The sequence below is a fragment of the Plesiomonas sp. genome, assembly GCF_051652165.1.
In the GTDB taxonomy this organism is placed as follows: domain Bacteria; phylum Pseudomonadota; class Gammaproteobacteria; order Enterobacterales; family CAMTGL01; genus Plesiomonas.
Map to the genome: position 1 here is coordinate 273,430 of NZ_JBOFTR010000004.1, position 15,740 is coordinate 289,169.

At 41.2% G+C, this 15,740-nt stretch carries 10 protein-coding genes, 3 tRNA genes and 1 CRISPR repeat array (1 of these 14 running past the window's edge); of the genes, 12 read left to right on the forward strand and 1 reads right to left on the reverse strand.

The genetic code is table 11. The features are described 5' to 3' along the window. Window positions 1–9: 9 nt before the first annotated feature. Complete coding sequence (locus ACRC53_RS03705; protein WP_438642215.1) at window positions 10–1,041, reverse strand: LacI family DNA-binding transcriptional regulator; 1,032 nt, start codon at window positions 1,039–1,041, stop codon at window positions 10–12. 347 nt (window positions 1,042–1,388) lie between these two features. Between ACRC53_RS03705 and uvrY the strand changes: the two genes are divergently transcribed. The 12 genes from uvrY (at window position 1,389) to cas6f (ending at window position 12,046) form a co-directional block, all read left to right on the forward strand. Beyond that, window positions 1,389–2,033 carry a UvrY/SirA/GacA family response regulator transcription factor gene (uvrY, locus tag ACRC53_RS03710; RefSeq protein ID WP_438621765.1) on the forward strand — a complete coding sequence of 215 codons (645 nt, stop codon included), beginning with the start codon at window positions 1,389–1,391 and terminating at the stop codon, window positions 2,031–2,033. A 3-nt stretch (window positions 2,034–2,036) separates the two neighbouring features. Then, window positions 2,037–3,860 (forward strand): excinuclease ABC subunit UvrC, encoded by a 1,824-nt coding sequence (uvrC, locus tag ACRC53_RS03715; protein ID WP_438642216.1) that lies wholly within the window; start codon window positions 2,037–2,039, stop codon window positions 3,858–3,860. 57 nt (window positions 3,861–3,917) lie between these two features. After that, a complete protein-coding gene (pgsA, locus tag ACRC53_RS03720; protein WP_438642217.1) occupies window positions 3,918–4,463 on the forward strand; it encodes a CDP-diacylglycerol--glycerol-3-phosphate 3-phosphatidyltransferase in 546 nt (181 codons plus the stop codon). A gap of 169 nt (window positions 4,464–4,632) precedes the next feature. Beyond that, window positions 4,633–4,708 (forward strand) — tRNA-Gly (locus tag ACRC53_RS03725). Window positions 4,709–4,766: 58 nt separating this feature from the next. After that, a tRNA-Cys gene (locus ACRC53_RS03730) sits at window positions 4,767–4,840 on the forward strand. Between the two features lie 26 nt (window positions 4,841–4,866). Continuing rightward, a tRNA-Leu gene (locus ACRC53_RS03735) sits at window positions 4,867–4,952 on the forward strand. 588 nt (window positions 4,953–5,540) lie between these two features. Continuing rightward, the gene (gene cas1f / locus ACRC53_RS03740; RefSeq protein ID WP_438642218.1) at window positions 5,541–6,530 is read left to right on the forward strand and encodes a type I-F CRISPR-associated endonuclease Cas1f; all 990 of its coding nucleotides are present in this window, start codon (window positions 5,541–5,543) and stop codon (window positions 6,528–6,530) included. Then, the gene (locus ACRC53_RS03745) at window positions 6,527–7,429 is read left to right on the forward strand and encodes a CRISPR-associated endonuclease Cas3'' (RefSeq protein WP_438642219.1); all 903 of its coding nucleotides are present in this window, start codon (window positions 6,527–6,529) and stop codon (window positions 7,427–7,429) included. The genes cas1f and ACRC53_RS03745 overlap by 4 nt, the downstream gene beginning before the upstream one ends. Then, window positions 7,395–9,482: a CRISPR-associated helicase Cas3' gene (cas3, locus tag ACRC53_RS03750; RefSeq protein ID WP_438642220.1), complete on the forward strand. Its 2,088-nt coding sequence runs from the start codon at window positions 7,395–7,397 to the stop codon at window positions 9,480–9,482. Before ACRC53_RS03745 ends, cas3 begins: the two co-directional genes overlap by 35 nt. A gap of 19 nt (window positions 9,483–9,501) precedes the next feature. Beyond that, window positions 9,502–10,458, forward strand: coding sequence for a type I-Fv CRISPR-associated protein Cas7fv (gene cas7fv, locus ACRC53_RS03755; RefSeq protein ID WP_438642221.1), 957 nt, complete (start codon window positions 9,502–9,504; stop codon window positions 10,456–10,458). Window positions 10,459–10,466: 8 nt separating this feature from the next. Continuing rightward, window positions 10,467–11,486 carry a type I-Fv CRISPR-associated protein Cas5fv gene (cas5fv, locus tag ACRC53_RS03760; protein WP_438642222.1) on the forward strand — a complete coding sequence of 340 codons (1,020 nt, stop codon included), beginning with the start codon at window positions 10,467–10,469 and terminating at the stop codon, window positions 11,484–11,486. Window positions 11,487–11,494: 8 nt separating this feature from the next. Beyond that, window positions 11,495–12,046 (forward strand): type I-F CRISPR-associated endoribonuclease Cas6/Csy4, encoded by a 552-nt coding sequence (cas6f, locus tag ACRC53_RS03765; protein WP_438642223.1) that lies wholly within the window; start codon window positions 11,495–11,497, stop codon window positions 12,044–12,046. 195 nt (window positions 12,047–12,241) lie between these two features. Continuing rightward, window positions 12,242–15,740: a CRISPR direct-repeat array (repeat unit 28 nt; unit sequence GTTCACTGCCGCATAGGCAGCTTAGAAA) (it continues 1,449 nt past the right edge of the window).

The following is a 15,740-nucleotide window of genomic DNA, read 5'->3' on the forward strand; positions in this document are numbered from 1 at the left end:
CATAAAAGATTAGAACACGAAACGTGTACTTTGCCGCGGGATCAAATCAAAGCCTACATTCACAATCTCACCGGCATAATCAGCTTTATGCGCCATTGTCAACATCATCTCCGCTGTACGTGAAGCCACTTTATCGGTATTGATGTTGATACTTGATAGTGTTACCGGTGCTAAATACCCACTGCTTGGGAAATCACCAAAGCCAAGAATAGAGAGTTGCTCTGGCACCCGAATATTTCGCTCCACCGTCTCCATCAGTAACGCAGTTGCAATCATATCGTTAGAGGCAAAAATGCCATCCAGATTGCGCTCTTTAATCAATGCCTTGATCAATGCTTCGCGGGTAGTCGGGTAAATATTTTCACTGTGCGGAATTTCAACTAACAGTGGAGGAGTACCCACTTCATTCAACGCCTGACAAAAACCAGCATAACGGCTTTGTGCACGCACATCATCGGCAAAGCGGGTAGTGAAGTAGGCAATGCGCTGGCAGCCAGAGCGCAGCAGATATTGCACAGCATCATAGCCGACTTTGGCATGATCAATTCCAACTTGTGCAGGAAAAGGGCTCTGTTCACCAACTTGCCATGCCTGAACTACCGGCACACCACTGTGTTGCAGCATCCGGATTGTTGTCTCACTGTGTTTGGCACCCGTTAATGTAATTGCTGCTGGTGACCACTGTAAAATTGAGCGAACTTGTTGCTCTTCTTTTTCCATCGAATGATCATGAGAAGCAATATACAGTTGAAAGCCAGCCTCGCTGACCACATGCTCGATTTGCTGCACAAAACGACTAAAGGTGATATTAGAAATAGAAGGAACAATCACTGCCATAGATGAACTGCGTCCTAAGGTAAACTGGCTGGCAATTTTGTTATGCACATAACCTAGCTCATTGATCGCCTGCTGAATTTTACGGCCAGTTTTCTCACTCACTTTTTCAGGAATGCGTACATACAGCGATACGGTAGATGGCGATACTTTTGCCAGTGCGGCAACATCATCTAGTTTTACTGCTTGCTTGCTTCTTGAATGCACGATGTTCAGTTACCTAATAAAAGAGTTATAATTCTGCTTGATAGCGATTATACACTAATTTTGTCTATAACTCGGCCTGTGAACGGTGTAGCGTAAAACCATTTTTAATGGGTAGTTTGGTGCATTTCAATGGCATAATTGCCATTAACAAAACACAATGTATTGGTTAATAGATGCACAGCTCACCATATGAATTCTCACAAAATTTGAAATACTTATAGTTGCTATCTATTAACTATCACCTATTTATTTTGCCAACTGTTCTCAATTGTAGCCAAACCAAGTAACATAGTCGTTTATTCTGCATAATATCGCAGAGTCACCTCACCGTTATTGGAGATGGTCGATTGATTAGCGTTTTTCTGGTGGATGATCACGAATTGGTGCGCGCGGGGATCCGCCGTATTCTTGAAGATGTGAAAGGCATCAAAGTCGTCGGAGAGGCACATTGCGGAGAAGATGCAGTTAAGTGGTGTCGTACAAATAATGCCGATGTTGTGTTGATGGATATGAACATGCCCGGTATTGGTGGCTTAGAGGCTACTCGTAAAATGCTGCGCTACAATCCTGATGTCAAAATTATTGTTCTGACAGTTCATACCGAAAACCCACTGCCGACAAAAGTGATGCAGGCTGGGGCTGCAGGGTACTTAAGTAAAGGTACCGCACCACAAGAGATGCTCAACGCCATCCGTACGGTGTGCTCAGGCCAACGATATATTGCACTTGATATTGCTCAGCAAATGGCGTTAAGTCAGGTGATGCCAGATTCTGATAACCCGTTTAGTACCTTATCTGAACGAGAATTACAGATCATGATGATGATCACCAAAGGGCAAAAAGTGACTGAAATCTCAGAGCAACTTAACCTAAGTCCAAAAACGGTGAACAGTTACCGCTATCGAATGTTCAGTAAACTGAATATTAACGGCGATGTAGAGCTAACTCACCTTGCACTTCGGCATGGCATGTTAAAATCTGAAAAGTTGTAATTTGTGTTTGATGCCAAAACGTTTCTAAAAACCGTGGTCAATCAACCCGGTGTGTACCGTATGTACGATGATGCGGGTACGGTTGTGTATGTTGGGAAGGCAAAAGATCTTAAAAAACGCCTTTCCAGCTATTTTCGTGTCAATTTACCCAATAAAAAAACTGAAGCTCTAGTGGGGGTTATCCACAGTATTGATGTGACTGTGACTCACACAGAAACCGAAGCGTTACTGCTTGAGCACAACTATATTCAGCTTTACCAGCCGCGCTATAACGTGCTATTGCGTGATGACAAATCTTATCCTTATATTTTACTCAGTGCGCATCAACACCCTAGGATCAGTGCTTATCGTGGTGCAAAGCATGCCAAAGGTGAATATTTTGGCCCATTCCCCAGCTCTTCTTCTGTTCGTGAAACACTGATTTTAATGCAGCGGATTTTCCCGTTGCGGCAGTGTGAAGATAATGTTTATCGTAACCGCTCACGCCCCTGCCTACAGTATCAAATAGGCCGTTGTCTTGGCCCTTGTATAAAAGGCTTAGTGAGTGATGCGGATTACCAAGCTTGTGTAGCCGATGCTCGATTATTTTTACAGGGTAAAGATCAGCAAGTAATCAGCGGTTTGGTTGACCGTATGGAAACAGCCAGCCATGATTTACGTTTTGAAGATGCCGCCCGATTGCGTGATCAGATTCTGGCCGTACGTAAAGTTACTGAAAAGCAATTTGTATCGGGCGATAGTAATGATCTTGATGTGATCAGTGTCGCTTATGATAATGGCATGGCCTGTGTATATGTACTCTTTTTACGGCAAGGAAAAGTGCTAGGAAGCCGCAGTTATTTTCCTAAAGTCCCCGCAAATACCCTGTTAGATGAAGTGGTAGAAACGTTTATTGGCCAATTTTATTTACAAGCCAATGAATCGCGAACATTGCCTTCGGAAATTTTACTCGATTTTCACTTAACAACCCGTGATCTATTAGCTGATTCCATTTCAGCGCAAGCCGGTAGAAAAATAACGATACAAGATAGCCCTCGTGCAGAGCGTGCTCGTTACCTCAAACTGGCAAGGACCAATGCACATACAGCTTTAGTCTCTAAATTGGCACAACAGAGTACAATACATCACCGCTTGAAGGCGTTAGCCACGTTTTTACAGATCCCCGCGATTTATCGTATGGAGTGTTTTGATATCAGCCATACGATGGGGGAGCAAACAGTGGCTTCTTGTGTTGTTTTTGACCATAACGGCCCACTAAAGTCAGATTATCGGCGCTATAACATCACTGGCATCACACCGGGTGATGATTATGCAGCAATGGAGCAGGTGCTACGTCGCCGATACGATAAATCGCTGCCGTCCGAAAAAGTACCTGATATTATTTTTATTGACGGGGGAAAGGGGCAGCTTGGTAAAGCAATTCAGATTTTTGCACATCTGACCGTTGATTGGGATAAAACGCACCCGCTCTTGATTGGTGTTGCTAAAGGTGCTGATCGTAAAGCAGGTTTAGAGACGCTGATCTTAGCTAAAAGTGGTCAGAGTGTATCGTTACCACCAGACTCTCCAGCATTGCATGTGATCCAACATATTCGAGATGAATCACATAATCACGCCATTACTGGGCATCGGAAAAAACGCGCTAAAGTAAAAAATAGCAGCGCACTAGAGGAGATCGAAGGCGTTGGGCCGAAGCGTCGTCAGCAGTTATTAAAATTTATGGGGGGGCTTCAGGCACTCAAGAATGCCAGCATTGATGATATTGCTCGTGTTCCTGGTATTTCAGCAAATTTAGCAGAAAAGATCTTTCTGGCGTTGAAACACTGAGCAGCTTGTAGCACCATAGGCGTTAGCCACTTATCTCACTAAAAAAGCTAACTAATTATGCAGTTTAATATACCAACTTGGCTAACACTGTTCCGTGTCATTCTTATTCCTTTCTTTGTTGTTGCTTTCTATCTGCCATTTCACTGGGCACCTGCAGTGTGTGCACTGATTTTTGTGATTGCAGCAATTACAGATTGGTTTGATGGTTTTTTGGCTCGGCAGTTAAAGCAGACAACACGCTTCGGGGCTTTTCTTGACCCTGTAGCTGATAAAGTGATGGTTGCTGTTGCATTGGCATTGGTTGTTCAGCACTACCATTCGATTTGGGTCACACTGCCAGCGGCCACGATGATTGCACGTGAAATTATTATCAGTGCTCTGCGTGAGTGGATGGCTGAGTTAGGCAAGCGTAGTAGTGTTGCAGTGTCATGGTGGGGTAAGTTTAAAACAATGGCACAGATGTTTGCGTTATTAGCTCTATTATGGCGGCCTACTGAGTGGATGATGATTGTTGGAATGATTGCATTATATATTGCAGCCGTACTGACATTTTGGTCGATGTTCCAATATTTGCGAGCTGCATGGTCTGATTTGATGTCTTAATCATCAATTGGATCAAAAAATAACCGAACGAGTTGAAATTTAAGAAAATAGTATTGACTCATCAGCACGAATCAGTAGAATGCATCGCATCAGGTAGCGGCGCTGACATCAACAAGAAATGTTGTAAGTAACAACAAAAAGTTGATGTCAGTAAAGTAAACTGAAGAGGGCGGGAATAGCTCAGTTGGTAGAGCACGACCTTGCCAAGGTCGGGGTCGCGAGTTCGAGTCTCGTTTCCCGCTCCAAAGATTTAAGTTATTATATATTAGCGTGAATACACTAATATATAATAAGGCAAGTTTCGGCGCGTTAACAAAGCGGTTATGTAGCGGATTGCAAATCCGCCTAGTCCGGTTCGACTCCGGAACGCGCCTCCAGAACCTGTAAGGGTAGCTATCACAAGGCCCGGATGGTGGAATCGGTAGACACAAGGGATTTAAAATCCCTCGGCTTATGGCTGTGCGGGTTCAAGTCCCGCTCCGGGTACCATCTTGTGAAGCAGAGTAACTTCAATAAGTTACTCAACAAATCAACCACCTATATGGTGGTTTTTTTGTATCTAAAATTCGTGATAATCATCATATATAATAAGTTATCAAAATAAGCAGTAAATGATTATTGCTATGTATCACAGCAGTCTTACTGCTCAACTTCTGTGCTCTCACCTTTAAAAAGCCAATTCTCAAGTGATAATCCAAAAGAATATCTGTGATAAATTCTTGGGGTTTTCATTTCTCCCCACAAGATGCTCTGATATGTGCGGTTCAAACGCATTACACTTTTGAAATTTTATATCATCACCCGCGATAAAAAGAAGAGGCATAGACGCCTTGTTTTCAACCTCAAAAGAGAGCAATTAGTCACTTTGCTGCTTCTGTTACGGTTTTATCATGATGAAAATGATTAACTGTCTAACTGATATTGTCCTTTTTTGATAACAAATCAACGTAATGATTATTAATAGTACCTATCACTAAAATGCGACAGGCTATCGGTATGCTTTGTGGCTTTATTCAGCAACGTGAAGGTGAGTTGTTATCAAGCGGGTTTAATGAGGTGTCAATAGGAGTATAAATAATGGATGATCTATCCTCTTCAGATCTGAAAGTGATCTTACATTCTAAGCGCGCCAATATGTATTACCTTGAATATTGCCGTGTGATGCAAAAAGATGGACGAGTACTGTATTTAACCGAAGCAGATAAAGAAAATCTCTATTTTAATATTCCGATTGCTAATACCACCGTATTGTTATTAGGAAATGGCACATCGATTACCCAAGCGGCAATGCGGATGCTTTCACAAGCGGGTGTGCTGGTGGGGTTTTGTGGTGGTGGGGGAACACCGCTACATATGGCCACTGAAGTCGAGTGGTTTACTCCACAAAGTGAGTATCGCCCAACTGAATATTTACAAGGTTGGCTCTCTTTTTGGTTTGATGATGAAAAACGTTTGGCTGCGGCTAAAATGTTTCAAAATGCCCGAATTGAGTATTTACAACGGGTTTGGCGTGTAGACAAAGAGTTAGCCCTAGAGAAGTTTAATGTTCAAGACACGGTAATTCAGCAATCTCTTGATACCTTTCACCAGCGCACTGACGCGGCCCGTAAACAGTCGGATCTTTTGCTGACCGAAGCACAGCTCACAAAAGCGTTATATAAATACGCAGCCAACAATACAGCGAAAGATAACTTTTCTCGCCAGCATCAGCCCGATAAAAAAAATACAGATAAAGCGAACGATTTTCTCAATCATGGTAACTACTTAGCTTATGGACTTGCCGCGAGTTGTTTATGGGTACTTGGCATTCCACACGGTTTTGCAGTGATGCATGGGAAAACTCGTCGTGGTGCGTTGGTGTTTGATGTTGCTGATCTCATTAAAGATGCCATTGTGTTGCCGTGGGCATTTGTTTGTGCAAAAGAAAACGCGACTGAGCAAGAGTTTCGCCAACAAATTCTACACGCTTTTATCGAACATAAGGCGCTCGATTTTATGTTTGATACCGTGAAACGTATCGCATTACAAAACGAACCTTTGGAAGAGTGCGAGGAGAGCCCATTATGATGGTCACTTTTGTTTCTCAGTGTGAAAAAAATGCACTCAAGAAAACCCGACGGGTGCTCGATGCTTTTGCTAACCGTATTGGTGATAACACATGGCAAACGCTTATCACAGAAGAAGGGTTGTTAACGGTGAAAAAAATGCTGCGCCAAACTGCAAGCCGCAGCACTGCCGTCAGTTGCCACTGGATCCGCTCTCGTTCGCGCAGCCAGTTTTTATGGGTAGTGGGGAATAAAAAGAAATTTAATGCAGAGGGTGTAGTGCCGGTGAACTACAGCACAATTAATGATATCAAAATGGATGAAACAAAAATAATGTTAGAAGTCGTTTATGCAAATACACAAAAACAGTTACTTTCGGAACATCTTTTTGGTGTTGGAACTGTCGCAGCACTGTTAGTTGAGCAGTTGTTTAGAGGGGAGCAGCCAGCACTAAAACAAGCGGCCTTTGTGAGTGGCTGTCTACATGATATTGGAAAGTTAGACCCTGAGTATCGTAGTTGGCTCAAACAAGCAATTAATAAAAATAAAATGCAAGTAGTAGAACAACAAGAAGATGGGGTACATATTGATGCTGCTAAATTTTCGTTTGAGAAGCATCCTCGTCACAATGAAATTTCATTATGGTTATGCCAATTTATTGATTTAAAATCAATACTTTCTAATAAAAAACTAGTTGAGTACATCGAACATGTGGTGTATTGGCATCATGCTAAACCTATCCGTAAAGAAGAGTATATAAAGCTCTACGATGTTCATCGTAAATTAAGTGCGATATACAAAGAAAATGGAATGCAAGAAATAGTTGAGCATAGCCAGCGAGTGCTTAATTCAGTGATGGATATTCAAAATAATTATCCAAGTCCAGTTGTCATTGCAGATTTTAAAAAAATGTTCAATTAAGTATGATGAGAGTTTAATTTCGGACTTTCGAAAAACAGATTTACCACACTACAAGCATTACGCGTTAGACGATTCGTTTGATTTATATCGTAGTGACATAAATTTTAATGCCAAAGCGAATATTCTTAGAGCTTGTGTAATCAGTGCAGATCGTCAAATTTCTGCGCTGAGTGCTGAGGAATTGGGTAACTACATCGAAACAGGTACTTTGGATTTACTTGTTGAACAAACACTTCAACAGCAAAGTAACTTAAGTCAACAAATACATGAGTGTTTATTAGAATTTGAGCAAAAATACCCAAATAGTGATCGCAATCAAGCTCAATCTGTCACAGCAAAATCGTTGTTAGATATTGAGTGTGTGGGTGTACTTAATGGCCCTGCCGGTTGTGGTAAAACCAAAATCGCCTTGGAGTGGGCAAAATTAAGCGAAGCCAACAAAATCATATGGATTTGCCCAAGGGTACAAGTGTGTGAAGGGCTCTATCAAGACTTAATCAGTGATGAATACTTTACTGATGGAAAAATAGAAATATGCACGGGGGAGTTTAAATACACTAATTATCAAGGGGAAAAAGTCGCGACACTACAAGGGCAAGAGTTTTCAGGTGATATTGTATTAACAACGATTGATCAGGTGGTTAATAGTATTACCACACATTCCAATGTGACCGCATTTACAGATTTTTTAAATAGTCACATAGTATTTGATGAATTTCACGAATACATACCCATGCCTGCTTTCAATTTGTTATTTGCAGAGTTAGTACAAGCTAAAAAGCTAATGGGTAGTTATGCAAATACTCTGCTTGTTTCAGCTACACCTAACTACAGCTTTATTGAGAATATTTTAGGAGTAGATAAACAGGATATTAAATCGATAAAAAGTTTTAACCAGAGTAGATATAGCATTAATTTTGAATTATTTGATGAAACACAACAAAATGAAACAAATCCCTTATTCAAGGAGCAGCCTAAAAATACCATTGTTATCAGTAATACGGCGACGCTTTCTCAGCAAGCATTTATTCTTAATCAAGAAAAAGAAAATGCGATTTTATTTCATGGAAAATTTAAAACAAAAGACAAACAAACTATTTTTAACAAAGTATATGAAAGCTTTAAGGAAGATGGAACGAAAGAGTTTGATGTGTTACGAAGTGGGCCCATTGTGCAAGCTGCTCTAAATATCACATGTAAACAAATGATCAGTGAATTTACACTGGCAGAAAATTTTTTACAGCGTCTTGGCCGGCTAGATCGATTTGGGAAAAGTCAGGCAGTAAACCTATATACGGTAGCTGTGCCAAGTGTTATTCCAAAATCGAATGGTAAGGTTACATGTAATTGTGCGCGTTTTTTAAATAGCAACAATAGCTATCGAGGTGCTTATGCATGGTATGAGTTTCTTCAAAGTACTTTAACAGACCAATCATTATCAATTAATGCTATTTACGAGCTTTATAAACAGTTTTATGCGACAAACCAAGGTCGAGAAGCCGTTGAACAAGACCTAATTTCGGCATTAAAAGAAAGCGTTAAAGTTATCTCAGCAAAAGTGCATGATCCTATCCGATTTATTAAAAAGCAAAAATCCAGTGACAAAAAAAGACTCAAAAAATCCTCATTACGAGGGGATAGTCGTTTTGTCCAGATGGTTGTTATGAACATCACAAGCTTTGATAACTACACTATTACCAATGATTACGCGATTGATTGGCAAGAAACTGATAGCGATTTCTCAAATTGCTATACCGAATCACTTAATTTATTACGTGCCTCAGGTATTATTGATTATGTTGCTAAAAAGCATAGCAGGATTGATGAAGAAACCCCTATTGAAAAAATACCTGCAAAAAGTATGGCTTTACGAAAGCAAGTGCTCGAAGGTGCAGCTATAGAGCCACAATACCCTATTTATTTAAGTTATACACCATCAGATTTATCAAACAAGCTAGGCGAAAATGAGGGAGATGAATCATTTATTTATTATTTAAAAGGCACTAAGCAAGTGATTGGTGCCATGTCATTGAATAAAGTTATTCAATCATAAATTTCAAAAGGAAGAACACATGGAAAAAGTAACAGGAATTAAAAGTATCGATTTTAAAATTATCGCTTTAGGTCATGGTGTAGTGAACTGGAATGGGCCGACAACTCTATCAGGTGATGACGGAAAAGAAGTGAATAATCATACGTTACCTAAATTGCGTGGCTACTCTAACTTAATAGGTAAAGTGAAAGAAGAAACAGGTTATAAGTACAAAAAGCAAGCAACAGATATTGACTTCAAAGAAACACCTTTATATATAAGCCAAAATTGTATCCGTCATCATTTATTTAGATCGCAGGCATTCGATATTCACTATGCGAATAAATCGAAATTAGATAACCTAACAAAAGTATTGGCATCAGTTACTGGTTTGGTGCGGGGGTATGTTGTACCTAATAGCCAAAATAAACGCACAAGCCCGTTGTTGATAGAGGATTTTGTAGACCAATTAGGTAATGGTAACTTTGAGCAGTTTGGTCAAGCAGGTGAGCGAGATAATTCATCATTTTTCTCAAAAACCACATTTGGTGACACTAAGTACATCTCTTACGGTTCAATTAGTATTGAGCAATTGCAATTTATTTCGCTTGATAAGAAATTTGATCGCGAAGCAATGCAAATTAAAGAAGGTCAAGGTGAGGAAGTTGCAAAGGCAGTAGAAGATTTCCTTCAGAAATTAGACTGCTCATTGTCACCAAAAGCTAATTTTCACACAAACTATGTTCGAAAAGGAACTATTTTTGATGAAGGTGAAAATGGCATTTTACTTAACCAAGATGCTATGAAAGTACTAATACAATTTACCTTAAACTTAATTGCTGAGTTATCAATTCGCCAAGCAAAATCTTACATGTATGTTGATGAGTTAGTTGTTGACTATAACGAAAGTAATAAAATGATGCGTATAAAACGTGATGAAAGTGAAATTAACTCACAACCGCAAAAAGAGTTTGCAATTTACTTTGAAGCCAAGTAGAGGTGGTTATGAAAATAACTATAGAATATGAATCTAGTTGGCGGAACTCTTTTCTTGAGGGTTGTAATAATGAACCGTTACCAAAGCAAAATGATGGCGGAAATTATCGAAAGTTTATTGCTTCTATGACGAACCTAAAAAAGCCTGAAAACTTTATTCAACGTGAAGTTACACTAGATACTGTGATGGGGATACTAAATCGTTTGATTGGCGATCAACGAAAACTTTATCAATCAAGAAGTAGTGAAAACTACTTCTTTGGAGATATTGAGCCATTGGTAAAATTCATAGATAAGCCTTCGGTAATTAATTCTGAGTTGACCTACATAAGGAATATTACAGGCAGTGAAGATCAAAACTCCTTTACGGGTATGATCAAAGTAAATGCCCCTATTTTTACCGCTGAGTACGCACAGTGTTTTTGGGGTGTTTTGTCGCTAGATATTACAGAGTTGGTGAGCTTTATCTTGGAACAAGATGTTACTTTGAACCAAATTTCGATTGATCCGTTGACCTTGCTCGCAAGGTTAGAAGAGATAAATAAACAAAAGCCACTTGAAAAAGAAGGTGACTTAGATGTTGCCTATCAATATCTAGCGGATAAGTTTGAGAAGTTTAAAGGCATAAATAATAAAGGGCTAGTGCTACCAATTAGTATGTATTGTTCAGCACTCTATTTACAGCTTGAAAGGCTTAGTGGCAAATATGATATGAGTAGTGCGAGGACGAAAGCCGGTGGTATAGGTGGGATCTCTAATAATGGCTTCACAAAAAAAGATTTTATGGCACGCTATACGACAGGTGAAAAGAAAAAAATATGGGGAAATCCATATATTAGAGAGGAATTTATTAAAGGTGTAGGTAAAACAAAGCAGTTAATGACTAAAGCTTCTGGTCAACTATTTATTGAAATAGATATATCCAAGGAGAAAGCAAAAGAGTTGGCTCAATTAATTGAAAATGCTGGGGTTTCCTCATTCTATTTAGGAAAAAAAGGGCTTGCATACGTGAATAACATACGGATATAGGAGGAGGCGTGGATAGTTATATAGAAATCATGATAAAACCAGATGCAGAAATGCGTGAAAATGTTTTATTGAATAAGGTTTATGCCAAGTTACATAAAGCGTTAGTTACTCTTAAGTCTGATAGCATCGGAATAAGCTTTCCAAAATTCCAAGTTTTATTAGGTCGAGTTATTCGCATACACAGCAATAGTTCAATGCTTTATAACTTGTCTGCTCTGAATTGGTTGGACGGATTAGTTGGTTATTGCCAAGTCAGCGAGATTCATATGGTTCCTGTAGCATGTGAATATCGAACAATCTCACGTGTTCAAAGTACTATGACACAATCTAAATTAAAGCGTCTAATTAAGCGTGGTTCTATTAGCGATGCAGATGTGAAAATTTACAAAGCTAAAATGTTTACCAAGGGGTTAGACAACCCCTATTTGGAGTTAGAAAGTGGCTCAAATGGACATAAGCATCGGAGATACCTAAGCTTTGGTGAAATAAAAAAAGAGGCTGTAAACGGTACTTTTGACCAATTTGGTTTAAGCAAAACAGCTACGGTGCCTTGGTTTTAATGCAGTGAAGCGAAGGGTGGCCTTCGTTAAATTTACTTTTTTAGCCAACAAAGGGTATTTTTTTACCCTTTATTTTTTATCTTTAAAAATATCATTTAAATACAATAGGTTGCAACTAGTGGTTTTTAATAAGGTAAAAATGCGTTTTTTATCCTAACTGTCTGTTGTAACTTATTTTAATTGATTTATTCTATTGTTCACTGCCGCATAGGCAGCTTAGAAACTTTGCCTATACCCTTGATTGCTGCGGTATTGGTTCACTGCCGCATAGGCAGCTTAGAAACAGTTGTGTGACACCAAGCTGCGCCATCAGTTGTTCACTGCCGCATAGGCAGCTTAGAAATTTCAGCACCTTTACGTGAGTCGTGGCCTCGTGTTCACTGCCGCATAGGCAGCTTAGAAATGGTTCGGTCGTCGCAATTAGCTTACGAATGAGTTCACTGCCGCATAGGCAGCTTAGAAAGTTTTTACCAGTGTCGCTGCCAGTCGTGGGTTGTTCACTGCCGCATAGGCAGCTTAGAAAATATGGCGGTTTTTTTATACCCACAGCAAGCGGTTCACTGCCGCATAGGCAGCTTAGAAAAACCGACGGTAGTGCGGGCTGACGCTGATGTTGTTCACTGCCGCATAGGCAGCTTAGAAATTTAGCGAACAGCATGAGTAAACTTTCAAATTGTTCACTGCCGCATAGGCAGCTTAGAAATTGCCATAACTCACCCGCGAAAATCAGCAAACGTTCACTGCCGCATAGGCAGCTTAGAAAAACAGCAAGCTTATTGAACGCTAGGGATGAGCGTTCACTGCCGCATAGGCAGCTTAGAAAATGAACATGCTCAGTTATATCAGTTCCAGCGCGTTCACTGCCGCATAGGCAGCTTAGAAAGCTATATAAAGCGCCGCTACCAGCGCCAATTCGTTCACTGCCGCATAGGCAGCTTAGAAAATCGGTTAGTTAGCGCAAAATATTCAGGAACTGTTCACTGCCGCATAGGCAGCTTAGAAAAACGTTCAGTTGGAAAATTGTGGACGGTGACAGTTCACTGCCGCATAGGCAGCTTAGAAAATTTGAGTGACTTGTGCAGTAAAATCATTTCGGTTCACTGCCGCATAGGCAGCTTAGAAAGGTAATAAGTTGGATATCAAAGTACGTTTCCAGTTCACTGCCGCATAGGCAGCTTAGAAAGTAACACTTTGGCGCGGTCGTATTGTCGCGTAGTTCACTGCCGCATAGGCAGCTTAGAAATTAAATCTGTTCGAGTCGTACCGCTGCATTGAGTTCACTGCCGCATAGGCAGCTTAGAAAACCAAGATCTTTAGTCATCCACGGATATGATAGTTCACTGCCGCATAGGCAGCTTAGAAAACTCCGCCCACATTTCAGCCGCGAAAATATCCGTTCACTGCCGCATAGGCAGCTTAGAAAATAGCGGCCAACAATTTGTGCTTTACGCGGTTGTTCACTGCCGCATAGGCAGCTTAGAAAGTACATTAAGAACCCTCCCGTGGCGTTAAGTAGTTCACTGCCGCATAGGCAGCTTAGAAATCAATAACAACTGGTTTTTTCACATACTTAGCGTTCACTGCCGCATAGGCAGCTTAGAAAAAGCGGTAATGGTAATATTACTCCACATTAAGGTTCACTGCCGCATAGGCAGCTTAGAAATAATTTTTTCACTTCATTAGACATCATCACCCGTTCACTGCCGCATAGGCAGCTTAGAAATCTTTCGCTGGCGTAACTGACATCATTGATCGGTTCACTGCCGCATAGGCAGCTTAGAAACATCATTCTAAGCGAAATTTTAACGGCCTCTTGTTCACTGCCGCATAGGCAGCTTAGAAAACCAATCCGATCTAATTCACGGTTTAACGCTAGTTCACTGCCGCATAGGCAGCTTAGAAAAATATCCCAGTCGAACAACGGGAACGCTTGCAGTTCACTGCCGCATAGGCAGCTTAGAAAACACCAGCGCGGCGGAAATTCTTTGCGGTAATGTTCACTGCCGCATAGGCAGCTTAGAAAGTGGGTTGACTGGTTTGACCGGATGTCATGCAGTTCACTGCCGCATAGGCAGCTTAGAAAATAGGCAGCAAGCGTTTTACACGGAAGGGTTAGTTCACTGCCGCATAGGCAGCTTAGAAAACGCTGCGTTTGATGTGGCGATTAACTCGGCTGTTCACTGCCGCATAGGCAGCTTAGAAATTCTGATTATTCTTTTCTCTCCAAGAGTACTTGTTCACTGCCGCATAGGCAGCTTAGAAAATTTTGATCTACCAGTTGCGCTAACGTAATTAGTTCACTGCCGCATAGGCAGCTTAGAAACATCAATGACGATATGGTCAATAGGTATTTTTGTTCACTGCCGCATAGGCAGCTTAGAAATGTTGCAGCCCGCCCTGAGTGTAAGTGCACTCGTTCACTGCCGCATAGGCAGCTTAGAAATCAATGCAGCAACAGGCTCAAGCTTCCGTGATGTTCACTGCCGCATAGGCAGCTTAGAAAAATCGCGTTAAACGCATTCAGCCGTGCATTACGTTCACTGCCGCATAGGCAGCTTAGAAAAACCAAACTACGTCAAACCCCGCCGGGTCAAGGTTCACTGCCGCATAGGCAGCTTAGAAAATTCGTGACGTAGCCGGACACCATTTTCGGATGTTCACTGCCGCATAGGCAGCTTAGAAAGAAACACGGTCGAGCACTACGTTACAGTTGTTGTTCACTGCCGCATAGGCAGCTTAGAAATCAAATTAACTCGCCGTGGATTTGCACGCTCAGTTCACTGCCGCATAGGCAGCTTAGAAAGCGAGACTGTGCATAAGGTAGCTCACCAAGAAGTTCACTGCCGCATAGGCAGCTTAGAAATATCAAAAAAGGCTAAATCAATCCATGAAAAAGTTCACTGCCGCATAGGCAGCTTAGAAAAACTGATAGCATTTTATTGATGGCTGATATGGGTTCACTGCCGCATAGGCAGCTTAGAAAATTTGAACGTTTTGTAGAAAGGCTTTTTGAGTGTTCACTGCCGCATAGGCAGCTTAGAAAAGTAACGTGATAAACCACAACATGTGGCAGACGTTCACTGCCGCATAGGCAGCTTAGAAAAGCATTACGGTTTTACCTCTGTGCCACTACCCGTTCACTGCCGCATAGGCAGCTTAGAAATGAAATCACAACCCCTGATAAACGGTTTCACGGTTCACTGCCGCATAGGCAGCTTAGAAATTCAATCGCTTCCCAGTCCAAATCGCCCTCCAGTTCACTGCCGCATAGGCAGCTTAGAAAACATCATTGACTGCCTTGATGGCTTTCGCCGTGTTCACTGCCGCATAGGCAGCTTAGAAAATAACTTCTCCTTTCCTTATCAAATACAAACAGTTCACTGCCGCATAGGCAGCTTAGAAAGTTATCCACTCTCCGATAAATGACCGGTTTACGTTCACTGCCGCATAGGCAGCTTAGAAAGGTTGCTGATGTTCAGGTGAACGGAGATATCAGTTCACTGCCGCATAGGCAGCTTAGAAAATTCACGGTGATAAATGGGCGCGTTATCGAAAGTTCACTGCCGCATAGGCAGCTTAGAAATTACTACTCACTCAGCGTTACGCCATCAATGAGTTCACTGCCGCATAGGCAGCTTAGAAAGAAGGGGATCGGAAAGAAGCCAGCCGCAAGCAGTTCACTGCCGCATAGGCA